19 protein-coding genes and 2 pseudogenes are annotated in these 22,269 nt (G+C 71.9%); 14 read left to right on the top strand and 7 right to left on the bottom strand.

Annotated features, from left to right (window positions below; all coding sequences use genetic code 11):
* The first annotated feature begins 83 nt into the window (after positions 1-83).
* The 5 genes and pseudogenes from ACFVWD_RS08325 to ACFVWD_RS08305 all read left to right on the top strand — a co-directional run.
* Positions 84-1,064 (top strand): zinc-binding alcohol dehydrogenase, encoded by a 981-nt coding sequence (locus ACFVWD_RS08325; protein WP_168513473.1) that lies wholly within the window; start codon positions 84-86, stop codon positions 1,062-1,064.
* A 137-nt stretch (positions 1,065-1,201) separates the two neighbouring features.
* Positions 1,202-1,600 (top strand): 6-carboxytetrahydropterin synthase, encoded by a 399-nt coding sequence (locus ACFVWD_RS08320; RefSeq protein WP_060900963.1) that lies wholly within the window; start codon positions 1,202-1,204, stop codon positions 1,598-1,600.
* Complete coding sequence (locus ACFVWD_RS08315; protein WP_389594523.1) at positions 1,597-2,925, top strand: glycosyltransferase family 4 protein; 1,329 nt, start codon at positions 1,597-1,599, stop codon at positions 2,923-2,925. Before ACFVWD_RS08320 ends, ACFVWD_RS08315 begins: the two co-directional genes overlap by 4 nt.
* Positions 2,922-3,866 carry a class I SAM-dependent methyltransferase gene (locus ACFVWD_RS08310; RefSeq protein ID WP_389594522.1) on the top strand — a complete coding sequence of 315 codons (945 nt, stop codon included), beginning with the start codon at positions 2,922-2,924 and terminating at the stop codon, positions 3,864-3,866. The genes ACFVWD_RS08315 and ACFVWD_RS08310 overlap by 4 nt, the downstream gene beginning before the upstream one ends.
* A pseudogene (locus ACFVWD_RS08305) lies at positions 3,863-4,990 on the top strand (lysylphosphatidylglycerol synthase transmembrane domain-containing protein); the annotation flags it as partial. The gene ACFVWD_RS08310 and the pseudogene ACFVWD_RS08305, both read left to right, overlap by 4 nt.
* A gap of 167 nt (positions 4,991-5,157) precedes the next feature.
* Here the strand turns inward: ACFVWD_RS08305 and ACFVWD_RS08300 are convergent.
* Positions 5,158-5,961, bottom strand: coding sequence for a creatininase family protein (locus tag ACFVWD_RS08300; protein ID WP_389594521.1), 804 nt, complete (start codon positions 5,959-5,961; stop codon positions 5,158-5,160).
* A 37-nt stretch (positions 5,962-5,998) separates the two neighbouring features.
* Here ACFVWD_RS08300 and ribA point away from each other — a divergent pair, with 37 nt between their 5' ends.
* The 5 genes from ribA to ACFVWD_RS08275 all read left to right on the top strand — a co-directional run bounded on the left by ribA (position 5,999) and on the right by ACFVWD_RS08275 (position 11,151).
* A complete protein-coding gene (gene ribA / locus ACFVWD_RS08295) occupies positions 5,999-6,688 on the top strand; it encodes a GTP cyclohydrolase II (protein WP_389594520.1) in 690 nt (229 codons plus the stop codon).
* A gap of 75 nt (positions 6,689-6,763) precedes the next feature.
* On the top strand, positions 6,764-7,741 hold the full coding sequence (locus tag ACFVWD_RS08290) for an ornithine cyclodeaminase family protein (protein ID WP_389594519.1): 978 nt from the start codon (positions 6,764-6,766) through the stop codon (positions 7,739-7,741).
* On the top strand, positions 7,738-8,883 hold the full coding sequence (locus ACFVWD_RS08285) for an NAD(P)/FAD-dependent oxidoreductase (RefSeq protein ID WP_389594518.1): 1,146 nt from the start codon (positions 7,738-7,740) through the stop codon (positions 8,881-8,883). Before ACFVWD_RS08290 ends, ACFVWD_RS08285 begins: the two co-directional genes overlap by 4 nt.
* On the top strand, positions 8,880-10,007 hold the full coding sequence (locus ACFVWD_RS08280) for a saccharopine dehydrogenase (RefSeq protein ID WP_389594517.1): 1,128 nt from the start codon (positions 8,880-8,882) through the stop codon (positions 10,005-10,007). Before ACFVWD_RS08285 ends, ACFVWD_RS08280 begins: the two co-directional genes overlap by 4 nt.
* Positions 10,000-11,151: a saccharopine dehydrogenase family protein gene (locus ACFVWD_RS08275; protein WP_389594516.1), complete on the top strand. Its 1,152-nt coding sequence runs from the start codon at positions 10,000-10,002 to the stop codon at positions 11,149-11,151. The genes ACFVWD_RS08280 and ACFVWD_RS08275 overlap by 8 nt, the downstream gene beginning before the upstream one ends.
* A 6-nt stretch (positions 11,152-11,157) precedes the next feature.
* Here ACFVWD_RS08275 and ACFVWD_RS08270 read toward each other — a convergent pair whose 3' ends face one another.
* From ACFVWD_RS08270 to ACFVWD_RS08260, 3 genes and pseudogenes are all read right to left on the bottom strand, one after another.
* Positions 11,158-12,384 carry a serine hydrolase domain-containing protein gene (locus ACFVWD_RS08270; protein WP_389594515.1) on the bottom strand — a complete coding sequence of 409 codons (1,227 nt, stop codon included), beginning with the start codon at positions 12,382-12,384 and terminating at the stop codon, positions 11,158-11,160.
* A 57-nt stretch (positions 12,385-12,441) separates the two neighbouring features.
* Positions 12,442-13,850, bottom strand: a pseudogene (locus ACFVWD_RS08265) (MFS transporter).
* Positions 13,847-14,425 carry a TetR/AcrR family transcriptional regulator gene (locus ACFVWD_RS08260; RefSeq protein WP_389594514.1) on the bottom strand — a complete coding sequence of 193 codons (579 nt, stop codon included), beginning with the start codon at positions 14,423-14,425 and terminating at the stop codon, positions 13,847-13,849. Before ACFVWD_RS08260 ends, ACFVWD_RS08265 begins: the two are co-directional and overlap by 4 nt.
* Before the next feature lie 99 nt (positions 14,426-14,524).
* On the opposite strand from ACFVWD_RS08260, the gene ACFVWD_RS08255 reads away from it, so the two are divergent.
* Positions 14,525-14,965, top strand: a complete 441-nt coding sequence (locus tag ACFVWD_RS08255; protein WP_389594513.1) for a PPOX class F420-dependent oxidoreductase — start codon at positions 14,525-14,527, stop codon at positions 14,963-14,965.
* Here ACFVWD_RS08255 and ACFVWD_RS08250 read toward each other — a convergent pair.
* A complete protein-coding gene (locus tag ACFVWD_RS08250; RefSeq protein ID WP_389594546.1) occupies positions 14,918-15,856 on the bottom strand; it encodes an NAD(P)-dependent oxidoreductase in 939 nt (312 codons plus the stop codon). The two genes, ACFVWD_RS08255 and ACFVWD_RS08250, sit on opposite strands and share 48 nt — an antisense overlap.
* A gap of 138 nt (positions 15,857-15,994) precedes the next feature.
* Here ACFVWD_RS08250 and ACFVWD_RS08245 point away from each other — a divergent pair, with 138 nt between their 5' ends.
* Complete coding sequence (locus ACFVWD_RS08245) at positions 15,995-16,660, top strand: TetR/AcrR family transcriptional regulator (protein ID WP_389594545.1); 666 nt, start codon at positions 15,995-15,997, stop codon at positions 16,658-16,660.
* A 161-nt stretch (positions 16,661-16,821) separates the two neighbouring features.
* Here the strand turns inward: ACFVWD_RS08245 and ACFVWD_RS08240 are convergent, their stop codons facing one another.
* Together ACFVWD_RS08240 and ACFVWD_RS08235 are read right to left on the bottom strand one after the other, a co-directional pair.
* Positions 16,822-18,174 (bottom strand): MFS transporter, encoded by a 1,353-nt coding sequence (locus ACFVWD_RS08240; RefSeq protein WP_389594512.1) that lies wholly within the window; start codon positions 18,172-18,174, stop codon positions 16,822-16,824.
* 302 nt (positions 18,175-18,476) lie between these two features.
* On the bottom strand, positions 18,477-19,142 hold the full coding sequence (locus ACFVWD_RS08235) for a TetR/AcrR family transcriptional regulator (RefSeq protein WP_389594511.1): 666 nt from the start codon (positions 19,140-19,142) through the stop codon (positions 18,477-18,479).
* Positions 19,143-19,305: 163 nt separating this feature from the next.
* Here ACFVWD_RS08235 and ACFVWD_RS08230 point away from each other — a divergent pair, with 163 nt between their 5' ends.
* Together ACFVWD_RS08230 and ACFVWD_RS08225 are read left to right on the top strand one after the other, a co-directional pair.
* Entirely contained in the window at positions 19,306-20,181 is an 876-nt protein-coding gene (locus ACFVWD_RS08230) for a shikimate dehydrogenase (protein ID WP_389594544.1), read from the top strand.
* Between the two features lie 221 nt (positions 20,182-20,402).
* A complete protein-coding gene (locus tag ACFVWD_RS08225) occupies positions 20,403-22,205 on the top strand; it encodes a bifunctional sugar phosphate isomerase/epimerase/4-hydroxyphenylpyruvate dioxygenase family protein (protein ID WP_389594510.1) in 1,803 nt (600 codons plus the stop codon).
* Positions 22,206-22,269 lie beyond the last annotated feature (64 nt).

Genomic DNA, 22,269 nt, shown 5'->3' with positions numbered 1-22,269 from the left:
AGAGTCGATCAACGCCGCGTACAGTGCGCGGCTTGTCACCGCTCCGTACGTGAAGATCTGCTGAATCGTTCAGGGGGATGCTCATGGAACTCACAGCTCGTGCCTTCTGGCTGAGCTCGCCCGGCCACGCCGAGATACGCGAGGTCGCCCTGCCGGCCCCCGCCGAGGGGGAGGTGCTGGTGCGCACGCTCTACTCGGGGGTGAGCCGAGGCACCGAGACCCTCGTCTTCCGCGGCGGCGTTCCGGAAAGTCAGCATGCTTCGATGCGTGCACCGTTCCAGGACGGGGATTTCCCCGCACCGGTGAAATATGGCTATTTGAGCGTCGGCCAGGTGGAGGAAGGCCCGGCGGGTCTGCGCGGCCGGACCGTCTTCTGCCTGTATCCACACCAGACGCGGTACGTCGTGCCGCTGAGCGCCGTGACCGTCGTACCGGACTCCGTCCCAGCCCCGCGCGCGGTGCTCGCCGGTACCGTGGAGACCGCGGTGAACGCCCTGTGGGACGCGGCCCCGCTGGTCGGCGACCGGATCGCCGTGGTGGGCGGCGGCATGGTCGGCTGCTCCATCGCCGCGCTCCTCGCCCGCTTCCCGGGCGTACGCGTCCAGCTCGTCGACGCCGACCCCGCGCGCGCCGACATCGCCCGCGCTCTGGGCGTCGATTTCGCGCTCCCCGCGGACGCCGCGGGCGAGTGCGACCTCGTCGTGCACGCCAGCGCCACCGAGGCCGGGCTCACCCGGTCGCTGGAGCTCCTCGCCCAGGAGGGCACCGTCCTGGAGATGAGCTGGTACGGCGACCGGCGCGTCAGCCTGCCGCTGGGCGAGGCCTTCCACTCACGGCGCCTGGTCGTGCGCAGCAGCCAGGTGGGTTCCGTTTCACCGGCGCGGCGCGCCAGCCGGACGTACGCCGATCGGCTGGCGCTCGCCCTGGAACTGCTCGCCGAGCCCGCCTTCGACGCGCTTGTCACCGGTGAGTGCGGCTTCGACGAACTGCCCGACGTGATGCCGAAGTTGGCCTCCGGATCGATACCCGGCCTGTGCCATCGCGTCGTCTACGAGGGCGTTTGAGCACTGAACAACCTGCCTGACCTCCAAAAACTGCAAAGAAAGGGGAACAGGCAGCTGAACAAGGAGAACGGGGCAGCCGTACTACACGGCATGGTCCCGGCAGGGGATCAGACGTGCCGCACCTGGAGGGTCGTCCGTTGTTCAGCATCACCGTCCGCGATCACCTGATGATCGCCCACAGCTTCCGTGGCGAGGTCTTCGGGCCCGCGCAACGCCTGCACGGGGCGACGTTCCTGGTGGACGCCACGTTTCGCCGGGCCGAGCTGGACGACGACAACATCGTCGTCGACATCGGTCTGGCCACGCAGGAACTCGGCGCAGTCGTGAGCGCGCTGAACTACCGCAACCTCGACAACGAACCGGACTTCAAGAACACCAACACCTCGACGGAGTTCCTGGCCAAGGTCATCGCCGACCGCCTCGCCGAGCGCGTGCACGCGGGGGCCCTCGGCGAGGGCGCCCAAGGCCTCGCCGGCATCACGGTCACCCTGCACGAGTCGCACATCGCCTGGGCGAGTTACGAGCGTGCACTGTGACCGACACGACCATGGACCAGGCGTCCCCGAAGACCGGTCAGGTGTCTCCCAAGACCGGTCAGGTGTCCCCGAAGACCGGCCCGGCGGCTCCGAAGACCGGTCAGGTGTCCCCGAAGACCGGCCCGGCGGCTCCGAAGACAGGCCCGGCGTCCGCGAACGGCGACCAGGCTTCCCTGAACTACGTGCCCGTGCAGCACACGGCTCTCAAGAACGCCGAGATCATCCCCATGTCCCTGCGCTCCGTGCACTTCGTGATGCCGGGCGGTGTCGACGACACGTCCGCGCCCAGCGGCGGCAACGCCTACGACCGGCGGCTCTGCCTCGACCTGCCCGGCTTCGGCTGGCAGGTTCACAAGCACGCCGTCGCGGGCAGCTGGCCCCGGCCGTCGGCTTCCGCCCGTGCGGAGCTGGCTCGTACGCTCAGTGAGTTTCCGGACGACGCGGTCGTCCTCCTCGACGGGCTGGTCGCCTGTGGCGTCCCCGAGATCGTCGTCCCCGAGGCCGAACGGCTGCATCTCGCCGTCCTGGTGCACCTGCCGCTCGGCGACGAGACCGGGCTCGCGCCCGCCGTGGCCGCCGAGCTGGACGCGAAGGAACGAGCGACGCTGCGCGCCGTGTCCGCCGTCGTCGCCACCAGCGACTGGGCCGTCCGCCGGCTGGTCGCCCACCACGGGCTCGCCCCGGAACGGGTCCATGTCGCCGCCCCGGGCGCCGACATCGCGCCCCTCGCCTCCGGCACCGACGGTGTCTCCCGGCTGCTGTGCGTCGCCGCGGTCACCCCGCGCAAGGGCCAGCACCGGCTGATCGAGGCCCTCGCCACCGTCACCGACCTGCCCTGGAGCTGCGTCTGCGTCGGCGGACTCACCCAGGACCCGGCGTACGTCGCCCAACTGCGCGCCCTGATCGGGAAGTACGGGCTCGGCGACCGGCTGCACCTCGCCGGACCGCAGGCGGGCGCGGAACTCGACGCGAGCTACGCGGCGGCCGATCTCATGGTCCTCACCTCCTACGCCGAGACGTACGGCATGGCCGTCACCGAGGCACTCGCGCGCGGGATCCCGGTGCTGGCGACCGACGTCGGCGGTCTCCCCGAGGCGGGCGGGCGCGCGCCCGACGGCGGGGTCCCCGGCATCCTCGTACCCCCGGAGAACCCGGCGGCGCTCGCCGCGGAACTGCGCGGCTGGTTCGGCGAAGCCGATGTGCGCCGCCGGCTGAAGGCCGCCGCACGCAGTCGCCGGGCCGCGCTGGACGGCTGGGCGACCACCGCCCGCAGCCTGGCCGGTGTGCTGGGACGTCTTCCGCAGCAGCCTCGGAGGGCGGCATGAGTATGACTGCGACTCCGTCGGGAGTTCCGGAACAGGGCGTGTCGGAGGTGGGCGTGCAGGGTGGTGTGTCCGGGGTTCCGGGGCAGCGCGCGAGCGCGCCCGACGACGACGTGCCCCGCTACGCCCCCCAGTGGCTCCAGCTGCGGGAGCCGGCGGACGCCGCCGCACGGGCACCCGAACTGCTCGACCCGCTGCGCATCCGGCTGGCGAACCGGCCGGGCCGCGGCGGCGACCTGGTGATCCACGACCTCGGCTGCGGCACCGGCTCCATGGGCCGGTGGCTCGCCCCCCGGCTGGACGGCGCCCAGCACTGGATCCTGCACGACCGGGACCCGTATCTGCTGCACTTCGCGACCGTGGGCGCACCGCACGCGGGCGCCGACGGCAGCCGGGTCACGGTCACCACCCAGCGCGGTGACATCGGCCGGCTGACCGCGGACGCGCTGACCGGGGCGTCACTGGTGACGGCGTCCGCCCTTCTCGACGTGCTGACCCGCGAGGAGATCGACCGGCTCGCGGCGGCCTGCGTGGGCGCCGGGGTGCCGGCCCTGCTCACGCTCTCCGTCGTGGGGCGCGTCGAGTTCACACCGGCCGATCCGCTGGACGCCGAGTTCATCGAGGCGTTCAACGCCCACCAGCGGCGCGGGGAACTGCTCGGCCCCGACGCGATCACGGCGGCCTGCGAGGCCTTCGACCGGCACGGCGCGACGGTACGGGTGCATCCGAGCCCCTGGCGGCTCGGCGCCGACGAGGCCGACCTCACGGCGGAGTGGCTGCGCGGCTGGGTCGGCGCGGCCGTCGAGGAGCGGCCCGCGCTGGCCGCCCGTGCAGAGTCGTATCTGCAATCCCGCCTCGCCGCCTGCGCCGCGGGTGAGCTGCGCGTACGGGTCCACCACAGCGACCTACTGGCGCTGCCGCGACCGACGGGCGGTGCGGCGTGAGCGCCGGGGCGGGGACGGCGGAGGCGGTCGGCGTGGACGCGGACACGGTGACGCGCACCGGTGGCGAGGCGGGTGAGCCGCGCGCCGAGGGCACGGCGAACGTGGTGTCGGCCCGCGGCGTGACGGAGCTCCTCCGTCCACGCCCCGCCGCGGAAGCCGACCGCGGCAGGCTTGCTGTCATACCGGCGCCCGGAGAGGGCGGGCGGGACGCGGCCGCCGCTGTTCGCACCGACGCCGAGACGTCCCCGGCCCCGACCCCGACTCCGGCCCGGCAGGAAGCCGAAGCGACCCCCGCCCGACGCAAGGGGGGCGCGCTGCGCACACACATCGGTTCCGTCGCCGGTGTCCTCATCCTCGGTGTGCTGCTCTGGCGGCTCGGTACCGGTGTCTTCCTGGACGGGCTGAGGCGGGTCGACGGCCCGACCCTGCTGGCGGGGCTTGGGCTCGGTCTGCTGACCACCGTGTTCAGCGCCTGGCGCTGGTGCCTGGTGGCACGTGGGCTGCGGATCCGGCTGCCGCTGGGCGGCGCCGTCGCGGACTACTACCGCGCGCTGTTCCTGAACGCGGCACTGCCCGGCGGTGTCCTCGGCGATGTGCACCGCGCCGTACGACACGGCCAGAGCACCGGGGACGTCGGCCGCGGCGTACGCGCCGTGGTCCTCGAACGGACCGCGGGCCAGGCGGTCCTGGTGGCCGTCGGCGCGGTGGTCCTGCTCACCCTGCCGTCACCGGTCCTCACGGACGCCCGCCACCTCGCCCTGATCCTGGCCATCGTCTCGGTGTGCGGGGTCGTCGTGACGGCGGGCGCGGTCCGCAGGGGCAGCACTTCGTCCGGCCCGTCCCGGCGCTACGGAGCCGTCCGCGCCGCGCTCACCGAGGCGCGCGGCGCGCTGCTCGCCCGCGGCAACTGGCCGGGCGTGCTCATCTCGTCGGTCGTGGTGCTGGCGGGACATCTGGCGATGTTCCTGCTCGCCGCCCGCGTCGCCGGATCCCACGCCTCCGCCACCGTACTGCTGCCGCTCGCCCTGCTGGCCCTGCTCGCCATGGGCCTGCCGCTGAACATCGGCGGCTGGGGCCCCAGGGAAGGCGTCATGGCCTGGGCCTTCGGCGCCGCCGGGCTGGGCGCCGGCATGGGCCTGAGCGTCGCGGTGATCTACGGGGTGCTCAGCTTCGCCGCCGCGCTGCCCGGCGTCGTGGTCCTGGTCGTCCGGTGGCTCGCGGCGCTGCGGCGCCCCCGGCAGGAGAACGCAGGAGGGCACGATCAATGCCGAGCGTCAGAGACCGCCGAAGTTCACACTCCGGAAGTCCCCTTGACCGGGGTCGCGTCGGAGGCGGTGGGCAGCGTCTTCGCCGTCACCAAGGAGAAGTACGCCCCGAAGGCCTCGGTCAGCCCGGCCAGGAGCTCCTTCCCCTTCTCGGCGGACGCCTTCGAGGGACGGCCGATGACGCCGGACTCGGTATAGCCGGCCATTCCGAGGGTGAGCAGATGACGCCGGTCGTCCGCGACGAAATCAGAGGTCTCGTAACCGGGCCGGACCAATTCAGGATGCGTGTGCAGAAGAATGGAGGTCTCGATTTCACCGGCGTGCATGTCGGTGAGCAACGAGGTCTCCACGCCTGCCCGTTCCAGCGCCGCCTCCCAGTCCTCCATGGCCGGGAAAAGCGCCATCCGCGTACCGGTGCCGACGGATTCCTGAACCACATTGCCCAGCACGTAATTCCCGCCGTGCCCGTTGACCAGCACCAGGGTGTCGACGCCGGAATGGCGCAGCGATGCGGCTATGTCCCGTACCACGGCGTGCAGCGTGACGGCGGAAATGCTGACGGTACCCGGCCAGGCCGCGTGCTCGTGAGAGCAGGAGATCGTCACCGGAGGGAGGAGATGGACCGGGTGAGCGGCAGCGATCCGTTCCGCGACGGCGCACGCGACCAGGGTGTCCGTCGCCAACGGAAGATAGGCACCGTGCTGTTCGAAACTCCCGACGGGAAGCACGGCGACCTCACGGGCGACACCGGCCCCCCGCTCGCGCACATCCTCCGTGGTGTCCGCCGGCAACAGACCGGATACCGCCGAGCGCGTTCCCGAACCACTCATGTTTCACGGCCTTTCGACTCTGCTTAGGAACCAGATCATGACAGATAACTTTGGAGTACTCGCCGGGACCGCACGCCTCACAGGTGTCGAACGAGTCGTCAATGCCCCTTTGCCCACCGTGTACGGCGACTTCCAGGCGGTCGGCTTCCTGGATCACGATCGCGGAGAGGAGCAAGTGGCCCTGGTTTACGGCGAGGTCGGCAACCTCGGCAAGAGCGGGGAAGGCGCCACGAAGGAGGGCATCCTCACCCGGCTCCATTCGGAGTGCCTCACCGGGGACGCCTTCGGCTCCACCCACTGCGAGTGCGGCGACCAGCTTGCCGCCGCGCTGCGCGCCATCGTCGCGGAGGGCCGTGGTGTCCTGGTGTACCTCCGCGGCCACGAGGGCCGCGGCATCGGCCTGCTCGCCAAGCTGCAGGCGATGAAGCTCCAGTCGGAGGGCCTCGACACCGTCGAGGCGAACGTCGCCCTCGGCCTCCCGGTCGACGCCCGTGACTACCGGGTCGCGGCGGACATCCTGCACGACCTCGGCGTCCGCTCCGTACGCCTCCTCTCGAACAACCCGCGCAAGCGGGAGTCGCTCCAGCGCAACGGCATCAAGGTCACCGAGCAGGTCCCGCTGCTCATACCGCCGTGCCCGCAGAACATCACCTATCTGCGCACCAAGCGGGAGCGCCTCGACCACTTCCTGCCGCACCTGGACGTGGTGGTCTCGCACTCCTCCTGAGCGCGCGCGCCCGAGGACGTCACCCGGAGGCGTCGGCTGTGGTGAGAGAGGTGCGCGCGGGGAAAGGTACAAGGAATGACCGACGACGTCCTGTACCTCTCCCGGGACCGGGTGACGGAGCTGTTGGACACCGATGCGGCGATCGCCTCGCAGCGCGCGGCGTTCACCGCGCTCGGTGACGGCACCGCCGAGCTCCCCGGCAAGATCATGCACCCCAGCCGATTCGACGACAGTGTCGTCTTCGCCTACCTCGCCCGGCTGTCCGCGGACACCGGGGCCGTCGCCAAGTTCGGCAGCGTCAACCCGGCCAACACGGCGGCCGGGCTGCCGACGGTGCACGCCGTGATCAACGCGCTCGATCCGGTGACCGGGCAACTCGCCGCCGTCATGGACGGTACGGCGGTCACGACCCTGCGCACCGCCGCGGCGAGCGCCGTCGCTCTCGACGCGCTGGCCACCGCCGACAGCGCGGAGCTGGGCCTTCTCGGCTCCGGCACCCAGGCCCTCGCCCACGCGCGGGCCGTCGCCCGGGTGCGGGACCTCAGGTCCGTACGGGTGTGGAGCCCTGACCCGGCCCGACGGGCGCGGGCGGCGCGGCGCCTCGCGACGGAACTCGGGGTCGCGGCCAAGGCCGTCGACACGGCGGAGGAAGCCGTCGCGGGCCTGCCCATGGTCGCCGCCTGCACGCTCAGCAGCACACCCGTCGTACGGGGCGCGTGGCTGGCGCCCGGGTGCACGGTCGTGAGCGTCGGCTCCTTCGAGCCCACCCGCAGCGAGGTCGACACGGAGGTCGTACGGCGGGCGGCGGCGGTCGTGGTCGACGACCCGGAGACGGCGGCGGAGCACGCCGGACCGATCGTGGACGCGCTGCGGGACGGAGTACTCACCCGCGCCGACCTGATCCCGCTCGGCGGCGTCCTCACCGGCCGCCACCCGGCCCGCACCCACCCCGACGACATCGTCTTCTACAACAGCGTCGGGCTGGGCATCCAGGACGCCGCCGCGGCCTGGGCCGTGATCGAGGCCGCTCGTGCCCAGGAGGCGGGCCGATGACCGGGGGCGCGCGGGTCGTCGTCATCGGCGGCGGGGTGATGGGCACGAGCATCGCCTACCACCTGGCCAGGGCGGGCGTGCCGGACGTGGTGCTCGTCGAGCGCGACGAACTCGCCTCCGGTTCCACCTCGCGGGCCGCGGGCGGGGTCCGGGCGCAGTTCTCCGACGAGCTGAACATCCAGCTGGGTGCCCGGAGTCTGGAGGCGTTCGCCCGTTTCGGTGAGGAGCTGGGCCAGGACATCGGGCTGCACCAGGTCGGCTATCTGTTCCTGCTCTCCACGCCCGAGGAGGTCGCCGCCTTCGAGGGCGGCGTACGGCTGCAGAACGCGCTCGGGGTGCCCAGCCGCCTGATCGACCCGGCCGAGGCGCGGCGACTGTCCCCGCTGATCACCACCGACGGGCTGCTGGCGGCGGCCTTCTCCCCGGACGACGGGCACTGCACGCCCGAGTCCGTCGTCCAGGGCTATGCGGCCGGGGCCCGCCGGCACGGCGCGACCTTGCTGCGGCATCGCGAGGTCACCGGCATCGAGACCCGCGGCGACGAGATCACCGCGGTCGTCACCAACCAGGGGCGGATCGCCACCGACACGGTCGTCTGTGCGGCCGGTGCCTGGTCGCGGGCGATCGGCGCGATGGTGGGCGTGGACCTGCCGGTGAACCCGCTGCGCCGCCAGATCGCCGTCACCGAAGCCGTCCCGGGCTTGCCGCCCGACCTCCCCATGACCATCGACTTCACCACCAGCCTCTACTTCCATGCCGAGGGCCCCGGCCTTCTCCTCGGCATGTCCGACCCCGACGAGATCCCCGGCTTCGCCACCACCACCCACGACCGCTGGATCCCCCGCCTGTCCGAGGCGATGGAGCGCCGTGCCCCGGCCCTGCTCGACCTGCGCCGGACGGGCGGCTGGGCGGGCCTGTACGAGATCACCCCGGACCACAACGCCCTGATCGGCGAGGCGCGTTCGTGCTCACGCTTCCTGTACGCGACCGGGTTCTCGGGCCACGGCTTCCTCCAGGGGCCGGCCGTCGGCGAGGTGATCCGTGATCTGTACCTGGGCCGCGTACCCTTCGTCGACATCAGCCCCCTGAGCGTCGAGCGCTTCACCGCCGACGCCCCGCGCCCGGAGGTCAACCTCGTATGACCGAGCTCCACTTGTGGCTGCGCCACGAGATCCGTACGACCGAACGGCGTACCCCGATCGTGCCCTCGGACGCCCGACGGCTCGTCGACAGCGGCGTGACGCTCACGGTCGAGGAGTCGCCCCAGCGGGTCTTCCCCATCGAGGCGTACGAGGACGCCGGGTGCCGGGTCGCGAAGGCAGGCTCCTGGGTGTCGGCGCCGCCGGACGCCGTGGTCGTGGGCCTGAAGGAACTCCCGGTCGGGCCACCCGCACTGACACACCGCCATGTCTTCTTCGGACATGCCTACAAGCGGCAGCCGGGGGCAGCCGCTCTGCTCCACAGGTTCATCGCCGGGGGCGGGGCCCTGCTGGACATCGAGTACCTGGTGCACGACGACGGGCGCAGGCTCGCCGCGTTCGGCTACTGGGCCGGATACCTGGGCGCCGCCCTGGCGGTGCTGCACCACCGGGGCAGCCTCAAGGCCCCTTTGCGGCCCACGTCGAAGGAGGAGCTCGACGCCGAACTAGCTTCAGAGAAAGGGGAGTTGCGGGCCCTCGTCATCGGCGCACTCGGCCGCAGCGGCCGGGGCGCCCGCGTGGCGCTGGGTGTGGCCGGGGTCGAGCCCACGTGCTGGGATCTCGCCGAGACCCGTGAGCTGGACCGACCGGCTTTGCTGGCACACGAGTTGATGGTCAACACCGTGCTCACCACCCGGCCGATCCCGCCCTTCCTCACGGACAGGGACCTCGACGAGCCCGGCCGCCGGCTGCGCACGCTGTGCGACGTCACGTGCGACGTCGGCTCCCCCCTGAACGTGCTGCCGATCTACGACACCACGACGGACTGGACGCACCCCGCCCGCCGCATCCGCGAGCGGCCCGCCCTCGACCTGATCGCCATCGACAATCTGCCGTCGCTGCTGCCGCTGGAGGCGAGCGTCGACTTCTCGGCGGCGCTGCTGCCCCAGCTGCTGGAGTTCGGGGTCGGCGGTCCGTGGGGGCGCTGCCTGGACCGCTTCCACGAGGCGTGCCGCGCCCTCGAAGCCGGGGAAGCCGGGGAAGCCGGGGAAGCCGAGGAAGCCAGGGAAGCCGAGGAAGCAGACGAAGACGAGAAGACAGAAGAAGGGGAGTCGCGTGATGTCTGAGGTGACGGCCGCGAGCGGCACCGTCCACTGGATCGGCGCGGGCCTGTCCACCGGCAGCGGTCTCGCCGCGACCTGCGACGCCGCCGACCGCGTACGCCTGTGGCACCGCACCGAAGAGCGCGCCGCGCGCAGCCTGGAGGCGCTGGGCCTGACCGGGCGGGCCGAGCCCCGCGCGTACACCCTGGAGGCGCTCGCCGCCGAGCTCGCCCCCGGAGACGTCGTCGTCTCCATGCTGCCCGCACCCGAACACGCCCCGCTGCTCGCCGTCTGCGTCGAGCGCGGCGCCCACTTCGCCTGCTCCAGCTATGTGTCGGACGCGGTCCTCGACCAGGTGCCCGCGGCCGAGGCGGCGGGAGTGGTGGTACTGACCGAGTGCGGGCTCGATCCGGGCATCGACCACCTCTTCGCGCACAGTCTGATCGCCCGGGCCGAGGCCGAGATCGGCGCCGAGTCGGCCGCGTCGTACCGCCTCACCTCGTACTGCGGCGGCATCCCCGCCGTGCCCAACGACTTCAAGTACCGCTTCAGCTGGGCACCCGCGGGCGTGCTCAACGCTCTCCGCTCGCCCGCCCGTTATGTCGAGGACGGCACCGAGACCACCGCCGACCGCCCCTGGGAGGCCACCCGCCCCCATCTGATCGACGGCGAAACCTTCGAGGTCTACCCCAACCGCGACAGCGTGCCCTTCGTCGAGCAGTACGGGCTCCCGGGCACCTGGAAGCCGGAGACCTTCGTGCGCGGCACCCTGCGTCTCGACGGCTGGCTGCGGGCCTGGGACGCGGTCTTCGAGGAGCTGAAGGCGGGCGACGACCGGCGGATCACCGCCCTCGCCCAGGAGCTGGCGAAGACCTATCCGACCACCGAATCGGACCGTGACCGGGTCGTCCTCGCCGTCTCCCTCGACGTCCGCGGCGGCTCCGGCGCGGCCTGGTCGGGGCGCTATCTCCTCGATCTCGTGGGCACCGCCGAGGAGAGCGCCATGGCCCGCTGTGTCTCCCGCACGCTCGCCCTCGGAGTCCGCCACATCCTGGACGGTTCGCTCCCGCCGGGGCTCGGCCGCGCCGCGGAGACGGCGGAGCGCTCCGAGCAGTGGCTGGCCGAACTCGCCCGGGAGGGAGTGCCCTTCACCCTGCGTGCGGGATAGCCGGGCTCAGTCGAGCACCGCCTCGTGCACGAGCCGCTTGAGCTCGGGATAGATCGAGTGGGACGAGGTCGGGCGGACCTGGGTGTAGAACTGCACGGTCAGGTCGTGGCGCGGGTCGACCCAGAAGGTCGTACTGGCGACCCCGCTCCAGCCGAACGCGCCCTCGCTGGACGGCGACCGGGTGATCTCGGGGTCCACCACGACGGAGACCCCGAGCCCGAAGCCGAGCCCCGCGTTGCCGGGTTCCCGGTGCAGCGCGCTGCCGAAGGTGCGGCGGTCGGCCCCGCCCGGGAGGTGGTTGGCGGCCATCGAGTCCACGGTCCCCGGCTTCAGCAGCCGGGCCCCGTCGAGTTCGCCGCGGCGGCGGAGCATCTCCATGAAGCGGTGGTAGTCGTGCGCGGAGGCCACCATGCCGCCGCTCCCGGAGAGGAAACGCGGGCGACCGTGCAGCGGGAGCCCGGCGATCGGGGTGATGCGGCCCTCGGCGTCCTCCCCGTAGAGCTCGGCGAGCCGCCCGGCCTGCTCGTCGGTGACGCAGAACCCGGCGTCCGTCATCCCCAGCGGCCCGAAGATCCGCTCGGCGAGGAACTCGTCGAGGTCCTGCCCCGACACCACTTCGATCAGGCGGCCGAGCACATTGGTGGAGACCGAGTAGTTCCACTCGGTGCCCGGCTCGAACTGCAGGGGCAGCCCGGCGTACACGTCGCAGGTGCCGGCCAGGTCCGAGCCCGGCGCCACCGACGACTCCAGACCGGCGTCGCGGTAGAGCGCGTCGACGGGGTGGGAGTGGTAGAAGCCGAAGGTCAGACCCGAGGTGTGGGTCAACAGGTGACGGATCAGGAGGGGTTGCTCGGCCGGGCGGGTCTTCATGCCCGTGCCGGACCCGCTGACGTACACCCGGGGATCGGCGAAGGCGGGAAGGAAACGGGCGACGGGGTCGTCGAGCCGGAGGCGTCCCTCCTCCAGGAGCATCAGCGCGGCGACCGAGGTGACCGGCTTCGTCATCGAGTAGATCCGCCACAAGGTGTCGGTCTCGACGGGGAGTCGGGCCTCGCGGTCGCGGTGGCCGTACGTGGTGAGGTGCGCGACCCGGCCGTGCCGGGACACGGACACGAGGTAGCCGGGCAGCCGGAGGTCGTCGACCAGGTGGGAGAAGTGCTGGTCCAGGCGGGTCAGCGCCTTCGGATCAAGGCCGGCCTCGCTCGGCTCGACCTCTTGTCGCAGATGTCCCATGGTTCTCCTCCGGACTGCGGCTCTCGGACTCGCTCGTCCTCATCGTCTCGCTCGTCCTCATCGTCTCGTACGGACTTCGCAAGCGGCGTCGGTGGGTGGGTGACCGGCGGGTCGTCGCTCGGCGGCCGGCGCTTCGCCGCGGCCCGGGAGCCGCAGCGCCGACAGCGCGCCGACCGCCGTGAGGGCCGCGAGGACGGTCAGCGCGGGGCCCATGTCGACACCGGCCAGGCCGACCAGCGTGGTCGCGACGGCCACCCCCACCGCCGGTCCGATGTTCATCGCGGTCTGCTGGAGCCCGCCCGCCACCCCGGCCGACCCGGCGGACGCGGACCGCACGACGACGGCCGTCGCGCTCACCATCACCGCGACGAACCCCGCGCCCAGGAGCAGGAATCCGGCGCCGATCGCCAGGTCCGTCGAGGCGCGGTCGAGCCGGGACAGCAGCAGGACGCCGAGGAGGATCAGCAGCATCGCGGTCCCGGTCGTGCGGCGCGGTAGCGGCGCAGCAGTACGGCCGAGACCGGCGCGCCCAGCACCATCATCACGGCCAGCGGGAGCGCGCGCAGACTGCTCTGGAGCGGGTCGAGGCCGAGCACGTCCTGTAGGTAGTAGGTGCTGACGAAGAGCGTGCCGAACAGCGCCGCTGAGGCGCACACGAGGGTGCCGAGCGCCGCGCCGACCGTGGGGGAGCCGAGCAGGCCGGGCGGCACCAGCGGGCTCGCCGCGCGCCGTTCGTGCCGTACGAACGCGGCTGCCGCGGCCGTCGCCACGAGCGGCCCGAGCACGGTCGCCGCGGGCCGGCCCGTCTCCGGCAGCACGACGAGCGTGTGCACGAGGGCGACCAGGGCCACCGCGAGCAGCGCCGCGCCGGGCACGTCGAGTCCGGCCGCCGAGCCTCTGTCCCGGGGCGCGTCCCGGACGGTCAGGGCCAGGGCGGCGATGACGAGCGCCGGTACGACGTTCAGGAAGAAGACGGCACGCCAGCCCAGCTGGGTGACCAGCGCCCCGCCGAGGAGGGGACCCGCGGCGGCCGCGAGACCGATGGCACTGGTGCGCAGCGCGATGGGCATGCCGAGCCGGTCGGGCGGGTAGGCCGCGCGCAGCATCCCGAGCGTGGCGGGCTGCGCCAGCGCGCCGAAGACCCCCTGGGCGACCCGCAGTCCGATCACCCAGCCGATGTCGGGTGCCAGACCGATCCCCGCCGACGCCGCCCCGAACCCCACCATCCCCACGCCGAAGACCAGTTGGTGGCCGTACCGGTCCCCGAGACGCCCCGCGAACACCAACAGGCTCGCCACCGCGATGAGATAGCCGGTACTGGTCCACTGCACCTGCGCGAACGACGCGTCCAGGTCGCGCCGCAGCGTGGGCTGAGCGACCGTGAGGACGGTTCCGTCCAGCGCGACGATCACGGCCCCGACGACGCTGTTGGCCAGCGTGAGACGGCGCCGCGCCGTGGGATTCACCGCTCCTCCGGCCCGAGGTGCGCGTCCAGCGCGGCATCCAACAGGGGTACGAAGTCGGTGTCTCCCGTGGCGAGTTGGAGACTGCCCCAGCCCCACAGCTGGGCGATCCCGTGCAGATTCGCCCACAGGGCGCTCGCGACGAGCGTGGCGTCGGCCGCGGGGCGCGCCCCGCCGACCAGGTCCACCAGGACGCCGAACAGCGGCAGGCTGGTCTCCCGGAGTCCCAGTCGCCCACTCTCCAGCAGATCATGACGGAACATCAGCTCATACATTCCGGGCTGAGTGAAGGCGAAGTCGAGGTAGACCCTCCCCAGCGTCGCCAACTGGGCGCGGGGACTCGCCCCTTCGTCGCCCAGCGCCTCCGTCGCCCGGGCTCCCAGGTCGGCGAAGCCCCGGCGCGCGATGGCGGAGAGCAGCTCCAGATGGGTCGGGAAGTAGCGCCGCGGGGCACCGTGGGAGACGCCCGCGCGACGGGCGATCTCCCGCAGGGTCAGAACCTGCGCGCCCTGCGTGGTCACCAGGTCCACGCCCACCTCGATCAACCGGGCCCGCAGCCCCGTCTCCGCTTCACTCATGGACAGTGTCTACCAGTTCTCGTAGACACTGTCTATCTCGGTGGTAGACAGTGTCTACGAGACGGGAATGGCCATGCGTCCGCCGGGGTTGAGCGATACATGACTCAGGACGCGACGCAGGACACACTGCTCAAGCTGCTCTCCGAGTACGACGGCGGGGTGCTGGTCACCCTCAAGAAGGACGGCCGGCCCCAGCTGTCCAATGTGAACCACGCCTACGATCCCGACGAGCGGATCGTCCGGGTCTCGATCACGGACGACCGCGCCAAGACCCGTAATCTGCGCCGGGACCCGCGTGCCTCCTACCACGTGACGGCCGAGGACCGTTGGGCGTACACGGTCGCCGAGGGCACCGCCGAGCTCACCCCCGTCGCCCGGGACCCCCACGACGAGACCGTCGAGGAGCTGGTGCGGCTCTACCGGGCCGTCCGGGGCGAGCACCCCGACTGGGACGACTACCGGGCCGCGATGGTCGGCGACGGCCGACTCGTCCTACGGCTCCACGTGGAGCGCGCGTACGGCATCCCCCGCGGACGCTGAGCCCGCTCCCTCGCCGCTGCGGGCCTCGATCGCGCGGAGCACGGCCACCATGTCGGACCCGCCGTGGCCCTGTGCCACGGTCTCGCCGAAAAGGGCGTGGCAGACGTCGAGCAGGGGTGAGGCCAGCCCCGCTCGGCGGGCGGCCCCGGCGATCAGCTCGTTGTTCATCAGGACGTCACGGGCCGCGGCCTGCACGGCGAAGTCGCGGTCCCGCAGTTTCGGGGCCTTCATCCGGGAGACGCCGCTGGCCATCGGACCGGCGTCCAGCACCTCCAGGAAGAGCTTGCGGTCCAGGCCCTGCCGATCGGCGAAGTGGAACGCCTCGCTGAGGCCGGTCACCAGGGTGATCAGAAACAGGTTCACCGACAACTTCATCAACAGGGCGTTCGGCACCGGCCCGCAGTCGAAGCTCTCGTGACACATCGGGCCGAGCAACGGCCGTACCTCCTCGACGGCCGCGGGATCCCCGGCGAGCATCGCCACCAGCCGACCGGCCTCCGCAGGGACCCGCGACCCGGAGACCGGGACCTCGACGTACCGACCGCCCGCCGCGCGCACCTCGGCCTCCAGGCCGCGTGAGTACTCGGGGGACGTCGTGCCCATGGGGACGACGGTGCGCCCCTCGACGCGCGCGGTGAAGTCCGCGGTTCCGCGGCCCAGGACGGTGTCCGTCACGGAGCCGTTCGCCGGCATCAGGAAGACGACGCGGGAGCGCGCGAAGACCTCGGCCGGGTCCGCGGCCACCTCCGCTCCCGCGGCGCGCAACGGCTCGGTCCTCGCGGCGGTGCGGTTCCAGACGACCAGCGGGGTGCCCGCCCTCGCGAGGTTGAGCGCCATGGGCTGTCCCATGACACCGAGGCCGATGAATCCCACGGAGCCGATGAATCCCATGGACACGACACACCACCGTCTCTGCCGGCATCCCTGTCGGGCCGCCGTCGCCGCCTATGACCGCTGTCATGATAGCCAGCCCTATGACAGCGGTCATAGTGGATAGTGTGCCTAGTCAGTCCTGGTGGGAGGTCGATGATGACGGATTCCGAGCGGGGGCCGCGCGAGCGGATGGTGTTCAGCGCGGCACAGCTCATCCGGCGCGACGGGGTCACCGCGACGGGCATGCGCGAGGTCGCCGCGCATGCGCGGGCGCCGCGCGGTTCGCTCCAGCACTACTTCCCGGGCGGCAAGGAGCAGTTGGTCAACGAGGCCGTGGACTGGGCGGGCGGCTACGCGGGCAAGCGCGTCGCCCGCTTCCTCGCCGCGCTGTCCCGGCCGACGCCGAGCGGTCTGTTCGCGGCGATGGTGCGGCAGTGGACCGACGAGTTCCAGGAGGCCGGATTCGCCTCCGGCTGCCCCGTCGCGGCGGCGGCCGTGGACTGTGCGGAGTCCACCGAGTCCACCAGGACCGCTGCCGCAGCCGCGTTCGCCCGCTGGAACCGCCCGGTGGCCGAGGCCCTGACGGACATGGGTGTACCGGCCGAACGGGCCGAACCGCTGGCCACGCTCATGATCAGTGCCCTGGAGGGGGCACTCCTCATCGCCAGAGCCGAACGGGACGTGCGGGCCCTGACCGCTGTGGCCCACGAGCTCGGTCCCCTGCTGGACGGGGCTCGAACGGTGAGCCGAGGTTCGATGGGGTCTCCGCGCACACCGGCCGCCCCTGAACCCGGCCGGGGTGCGCGGAGTGGCTCTGTGTGACCGCGCTGTTTCTTTCCGCTTGTACCGGCCGATGTTCTTGCCGAAAACGTCGGCTGTCAACTCTGCCCCGACCGCACCGGCCCGAGAACGGCCACGTCCCCGGCAGTCCGGGGCTGCCGGGGACGCTGATGACCGGCGTACGGGAGCGCGCGGTCAGGGGTTCAGGCGGTCACGGTCTCGCGCTTCGCGGCGCCCTGGGGCGCCCGCTCGCCCAACTCCTCCGTCGGCACCGTGTGCGTCTCGCGGGCGGTCAGCGCGGCGATCACCGGCGGGACGCACAGGGCCGCGGTGAACAGCGCCACGGACGACCAGTCGTCGCCGCCAGGGCCCGCGATCTGCGCGGCGAAGGTGACCGCGAACCCGGCGACGGCGAAGCCGATCTGTGTGCCGATCGCCATACCGGAGAGCCGGACGCGGGTGGAGAACATCTCGCCGTAGAAGGACGGCCAGACACCGTTGGCCGCGCTGTACACGACGCCGAAGGCGAGAATGCCGAAGAGGAGGACGAGGGGGTACGAGCCGGTGGACAGGGCCCACAGGTAGGCGAACATCAGCACGGCGCTGCCCGCGGCGCCGATCAGATAGACCGGACGGCGGCCGATGCGGTCGGAGAGCGTGGCCCAGGCGGGGATCGCGCCGAGGGCGACGACGTTGGCGAGCGCGCCCACCCACAGCATCTGCGTGCGCGACAGCCCGACCGAGTCGCTCGTGCCGTACGCCAGCGCCCAGACCGTGAAGATCGTGCTGACCGAGGCGATCAGGGCGCCCGCGACGACCCGCAGGACGTCCGCCCAGTGCTCGCGCAGGAGCACGAGGAGCGGCAGTGTGGGAACGCCCTCGCTCGCGGCCTGCCGGGTGAAGGCGGGCGTCTCCTGGAGGGTGCGGCGGATGACATAGCCGACCACGGCGACCGCGACGCTCGCCCAGAACGGCACGCGCCAGCCCCAGGAGAGCAGTTGGTCCTCGGGCAGCGCGGCGACCGGCAGGAACACCAGGGTCGCCAGGAGCTGGCCGCCCTGGGTGCCGCTGAGGGTGAAGCTGGTGAAGAAGCCCCGGCGGTTGGGTGGCGCGTGTTCCAGCGTCATGGAGTTGGCGCTCGCCTGCTCACCGGCCGCGGAGATGCCCTGGAGGACGCGGCAGAGCACCAGCAGGACCGGGGCGAGGCCGCCGACCTGGGCGCGGGTGGGCAGACAGCCGATGAGGAACGTCGACAGGCCCATCAGGATCAGCGTGAAGACCATGATCTTCTTGCGGCCGACCCGGTCGCCGAAGTGGCCGAGGAAGAGCGCGCCGACCGGGCGGGCCGCGTACGCGACACCGAACGTGGCCAGCGAGAGGAGGGTCGCGGTGGCGGGGTCCGACTCGTCGAAGAAGACCTTCGGGAAGATCAGGGCGGCGGCGCTGCCGTAGATGAAGAAGTCGTAGTACTCCAGGGCGCTGCCGATCCAGGCGGCCATGGCGGCCTTCCGGGGCTGGCCGGGTGGCGCGTCGAGCGGGACGGCGGGGACAGACACGGCGTGCTCCTTCGAGGGAACTCCGGGGACGGGAGTGACGGAGTGGCGGAGGGGAGAGGTGCCGGGGCCCTGGGGGTGTGCGGGTCGGCCGTGCCGGATGCGCCGAGTCTGCTTGACGGTAGGGAGTCTGCTCAACGTTGCGCATCCAGCTAATTAACCCACTGGATAGTTAGTAGTGGATGGCTACGGATGTTGCGCCGACGTTTCCCGGGTGTCAAGAGGTCGTGCTGAAGGATCTTTCAGGCCGTGCCCCGTCCCGGCCCCGGAGCGGGGCGTGGGACGGGGCGTCGGTGCCCGGGTACTCAGTCCTCGGTGCGGTCCGCCGTCAGATAGGCGATGACCATGTCGCCGAGCATGGTCCGGTAGTGCTCCCGCTGGTCGGGGGCGACCAGGTCACGGCCGAAGAGGGCGCCGAAGGTATGCCGGTTGGAGACCCGGAAGAAGCAGAACGAGCTGATCATCGCGTGCAGGTCCACGGCGTCGACGTCGGCCGTGAACAGCCCCGACCTCCTGCCGGTCTCCAGGATCCGGCGGATCACCTCCAGCGCGGGTGAACCGATCTTCCCGAGCTCCTCGGACGCGACAATGTGCTCCGCCTCGTGGATGTTCTCGATGCTGACCAGCCGGATGAAGTCCGGGTGCGCCTCATGGTGGTCGAAGGTCAGCTCGGCGAGCCTGCGGATGGCCGCGACCGGGTCCAAGTGCTCGACGTCCAGCTCCTGTTCGGCCATCCGGATCACGGAGTACGCACGCTCCAGAACGGCCGTGAACAGCTGCTCCTTGCCGCCGAAGTAGTAATAGATCATCCGCTTGGTGGTGCGGGTGCGGGCGGCGATCTCGTCGACGCGGGCACCGGCGAAGCCGGCCCGCGAGAACTCCTGGGTCGCCACGTCGAGAATCTCGGCCTTGGTCCGGGCGGCGTCGCGGATGCGCCCGACGGGCCGTGCAGGTTCTTCGACGCTGGTCATCGGCTTCCTTCGGGCGAGAGGGTCGGTGCCCGCGATTGTAGAAGCAGGGTCTGTCGCCGTGGTCCCGAGTTCCGGGGCGGGCCTTCCCGCGAGCTCGGGATGCTGATATAGCTAACGTACTAGTTCGTACATTAGTGAGTCGCTCAGGAGGTCCGCCGTGACCATGGACACGTATCTCGTCGGCCTCATCGGTTCCGGCATCGGCCCCTCGCTCAGCCCCGCGCTGCACGAGCGGGAGGCCGACCGGCAGGGACTTCGCTATCTGTACCGGCTGATCGACATCGACGTGCTCGGCGTCGGGCCGGAGGCGGTGGGCGATCTCGTACGTGCCGCACGGGACCTCGGCTTCGACGGGCTGAACATCACGCATCCCTGCAAGCAACTGGTCATCGACCACCTCGACGAGCTCGCTCCGCAGGCGGCGGCCCTCGGCGCGGTCAACACCGTCGTCTTCGAGGGGGGTCATGCGGTCGGGCACAACACCGATGTCACCGGGTTCGCGGCGTCCTTCGCGCGCGGGCTGCCCGATGTGCCGCTGGAGCGGGTCGTGCAGCTGGGTGCGGGCGGGGCGGGGGCGGCGGTCGCCCACGCCGTGCTGACGCTGGGCGCGGGGCACGTCACCGTCGTGGACGCGATGCCTGACCGGGCGGCGGGTCTTGCCGCCGGGCTGAACCGGCACTTCGGTGCGGGGCGGGCGGCGGCCGGGACGCCGGATGCGCTCGGGGGGCTGCTCGGCCTGGCCGACGGGGTGGTGCACGCGACGCCCACCGGGATGGCGGCCCATCCCGGGCTGCCGTTCCCTGCCGGGCTGCTGCATCCCGGGCTGTGGGTCGCCGAGGTGGTGTACCGGCCGTTGGAGACCGAGTTGCTGCGCACGGCGCGGGCGGTGGGGTGCGCGACGCTGGATGGCGGGGGCATGGCCGTGTTCCAGGCGGCGGACGCGTTTCGGCTGTTCACGGGGCGGGAGCCGGATGCCGTCCGGATGCTGGCGGACATTTCCGAGCTGGCGGGTGTGCCGGGTGCGGGTGTTGGTGGCTGAGGGCGCCTGATGGATGGGGTGGTTCCGGTTGTGTGGCGGCTGAGGGGCGGTGGGGGTTGATCGCGCAGTTCCCCGCGCCCCTTGCGGGGCGTGGTTCGGGTTGTCTCGCGGGTGCGGGGCGCGCCCACGCGGCGGAGCCGCAGATGTCACAGGCCCGCGCCCCTTACGGGGCTCGGGTCCGGCCGTGCCTTTGTGTGGAGCGATAGCCAAGGAGTATCGACGTGCGTACGTCCATTGCCACTGTCTCGCTCAGTGGGTCCCTGACCGAGAAGCTCACGGCCGCGGGGCGGGCGGGGTTCGACGGGGTGGAGATCTTCGAGAACGATCTGCTCGCGAGCCCCCTCCCACCCGAGGAGATCCGGGCCCATGCCGCGGACCTCGGTCTGAGCATCGACCTGTACCAGCCGATGCGGGACATCGAAGCGGTGCCCGAGGAGGAGTTCGCCCTCAATCTGCGCCGCGCCCGGCACAAGTTCGAACTCATGCGCCGCCTCGGCACCGACACGGTCCTGGTCTGCTCCAGCGTCTCCCCGCTCGCCGTGGACGACGACGCGCTCGCGGCCGACCAGTTGCGCCGGCTCGCGGACCTCGCTCAGGACTTCGGCATGCGCGTCGCCTACGAGGCGCTCGCGTGGGGCCGCCATGTGAGTACGTACGACCACGCCTGGAGCATCGTCGAAGCCGCGGACCACCCCGCCCTCGGCACCTGCCTGGACAGCTTCCACATCCTCGCCCGCGGCGGCGACCCCAAGGGCATCGAGGACATCCCCGGCGAGAAGATCTTCTTCCTGCAACTCGCCGACGCCCCCCTGATGGCGATGGACGTCCTGCAGTGGAGCCGCCACTACCGTTGCTTCCCGGGCCAGGGCGGCTTCGACATCGCGGGGTTCCTCGGACACGTCCTGCGGGCCGGATACCGCGGACCGCTCTCCCTCGAGGTCTTCAACGACGTCTTCCGGCAGGCCGAGGCCGGGCCGACCGCCGTGGACGCGCGCCGCTCCCTCCTCGTCCTCCAGGAGGCGACGGGACTCGTGGCCCCGCCCGCGCCCGTGGTGCCGACCGGTGTCGCCTTCGCCGAGCTCGTCACCCCCGACGTCGAACCCGTCACCGCGCTCCTCGGCGCCCTTGGCTTCACCCGCAGGGCCAGGCACCGCAGCAAGCCGGTCGACCTCTGGCAGCAGGGCGAGGCCCGTGTCCTCGTCAACACCGGACCGGCCGCCCGGCGCGACGGCACCTCCCTCGCCGCCGTCGGCCTGGAGTCCCCGGACCCGGCCGCCGCGGCCCGGCGCGCCGAATCCCTCCTGGCCCCGGTTCTGCCCCGCCGCCGTGCCCCCGAGGACGCACCGCTGGACGCGGTGGCCGCCCCCGACGGCACCGAACTCTTCTTCTGCGTCACGGATCGCTCCGGGCATCCCGAACCCGTGAGCTGGACGGGCGACTTCGTGCCGGTCCCGCACGAACGACTCCCGCAGCACGTGGCCCGTATCGACCACCTGGCCCTCACCCAGCCCTGGCACCAGTTCGACGAGGCGGCACTCTTCCACCGCAGTGTGCTCGGGCTGAGCGCACAGGACAGCGTCGATGTCGCCGATCCGTACGGACTGCACCGCAGCCGCGCGGTCACCAACGCCGACGGCAGCGTCCGTATCGCCCTCGGCGTCGGGCCCGCCCCCACCGACGAGGGCGCCCGCGCCCAGCACATCGCCCTCGCCACGGACGACGTGCTCACCGCGGCCCGCCGCTTCCGCGAGGCCGGCGGCCGACTGCTGGCGATGCCCGCGAACTACTACGACGACCTCGCCGCACGGTATGAGTTCGCCGACGGCGAGGCGGCGGCGTACCGCGAACTCGGCATCCTCTACGACCGTGACGCGGAGGGCGAGTTCCGCCACTGCTACACCGAGACGGTCGGCCGTGTCTTCTTCGAACTCGTCCAGCGTGACGGCGGCTACCGGGGCTACGGAGCGCAGAACGCCCCTGTGCGGCTGGCCGCGCAGCACCTGCCACGCCGACCGGGGCGGTGACGCTTCAGCCGTGTGCCGCCGCCGCTCGTCCGAGTCCCGGGCGGCGCATATTACCCGCGAGTTG

This window comes from Streptomyces sp. NPDC058086 (assembly GCF_042885015.1).
Lineage (GTDB): Bacteria > Actinomycetota > Actinomycetes > Streptomycetales > Streptomycetaceae > Streptomyces.
Note: the sequence above shows the minus strand (reverse complement) of the source record. Positions and strands in the feature narration are given on the sequence as shown.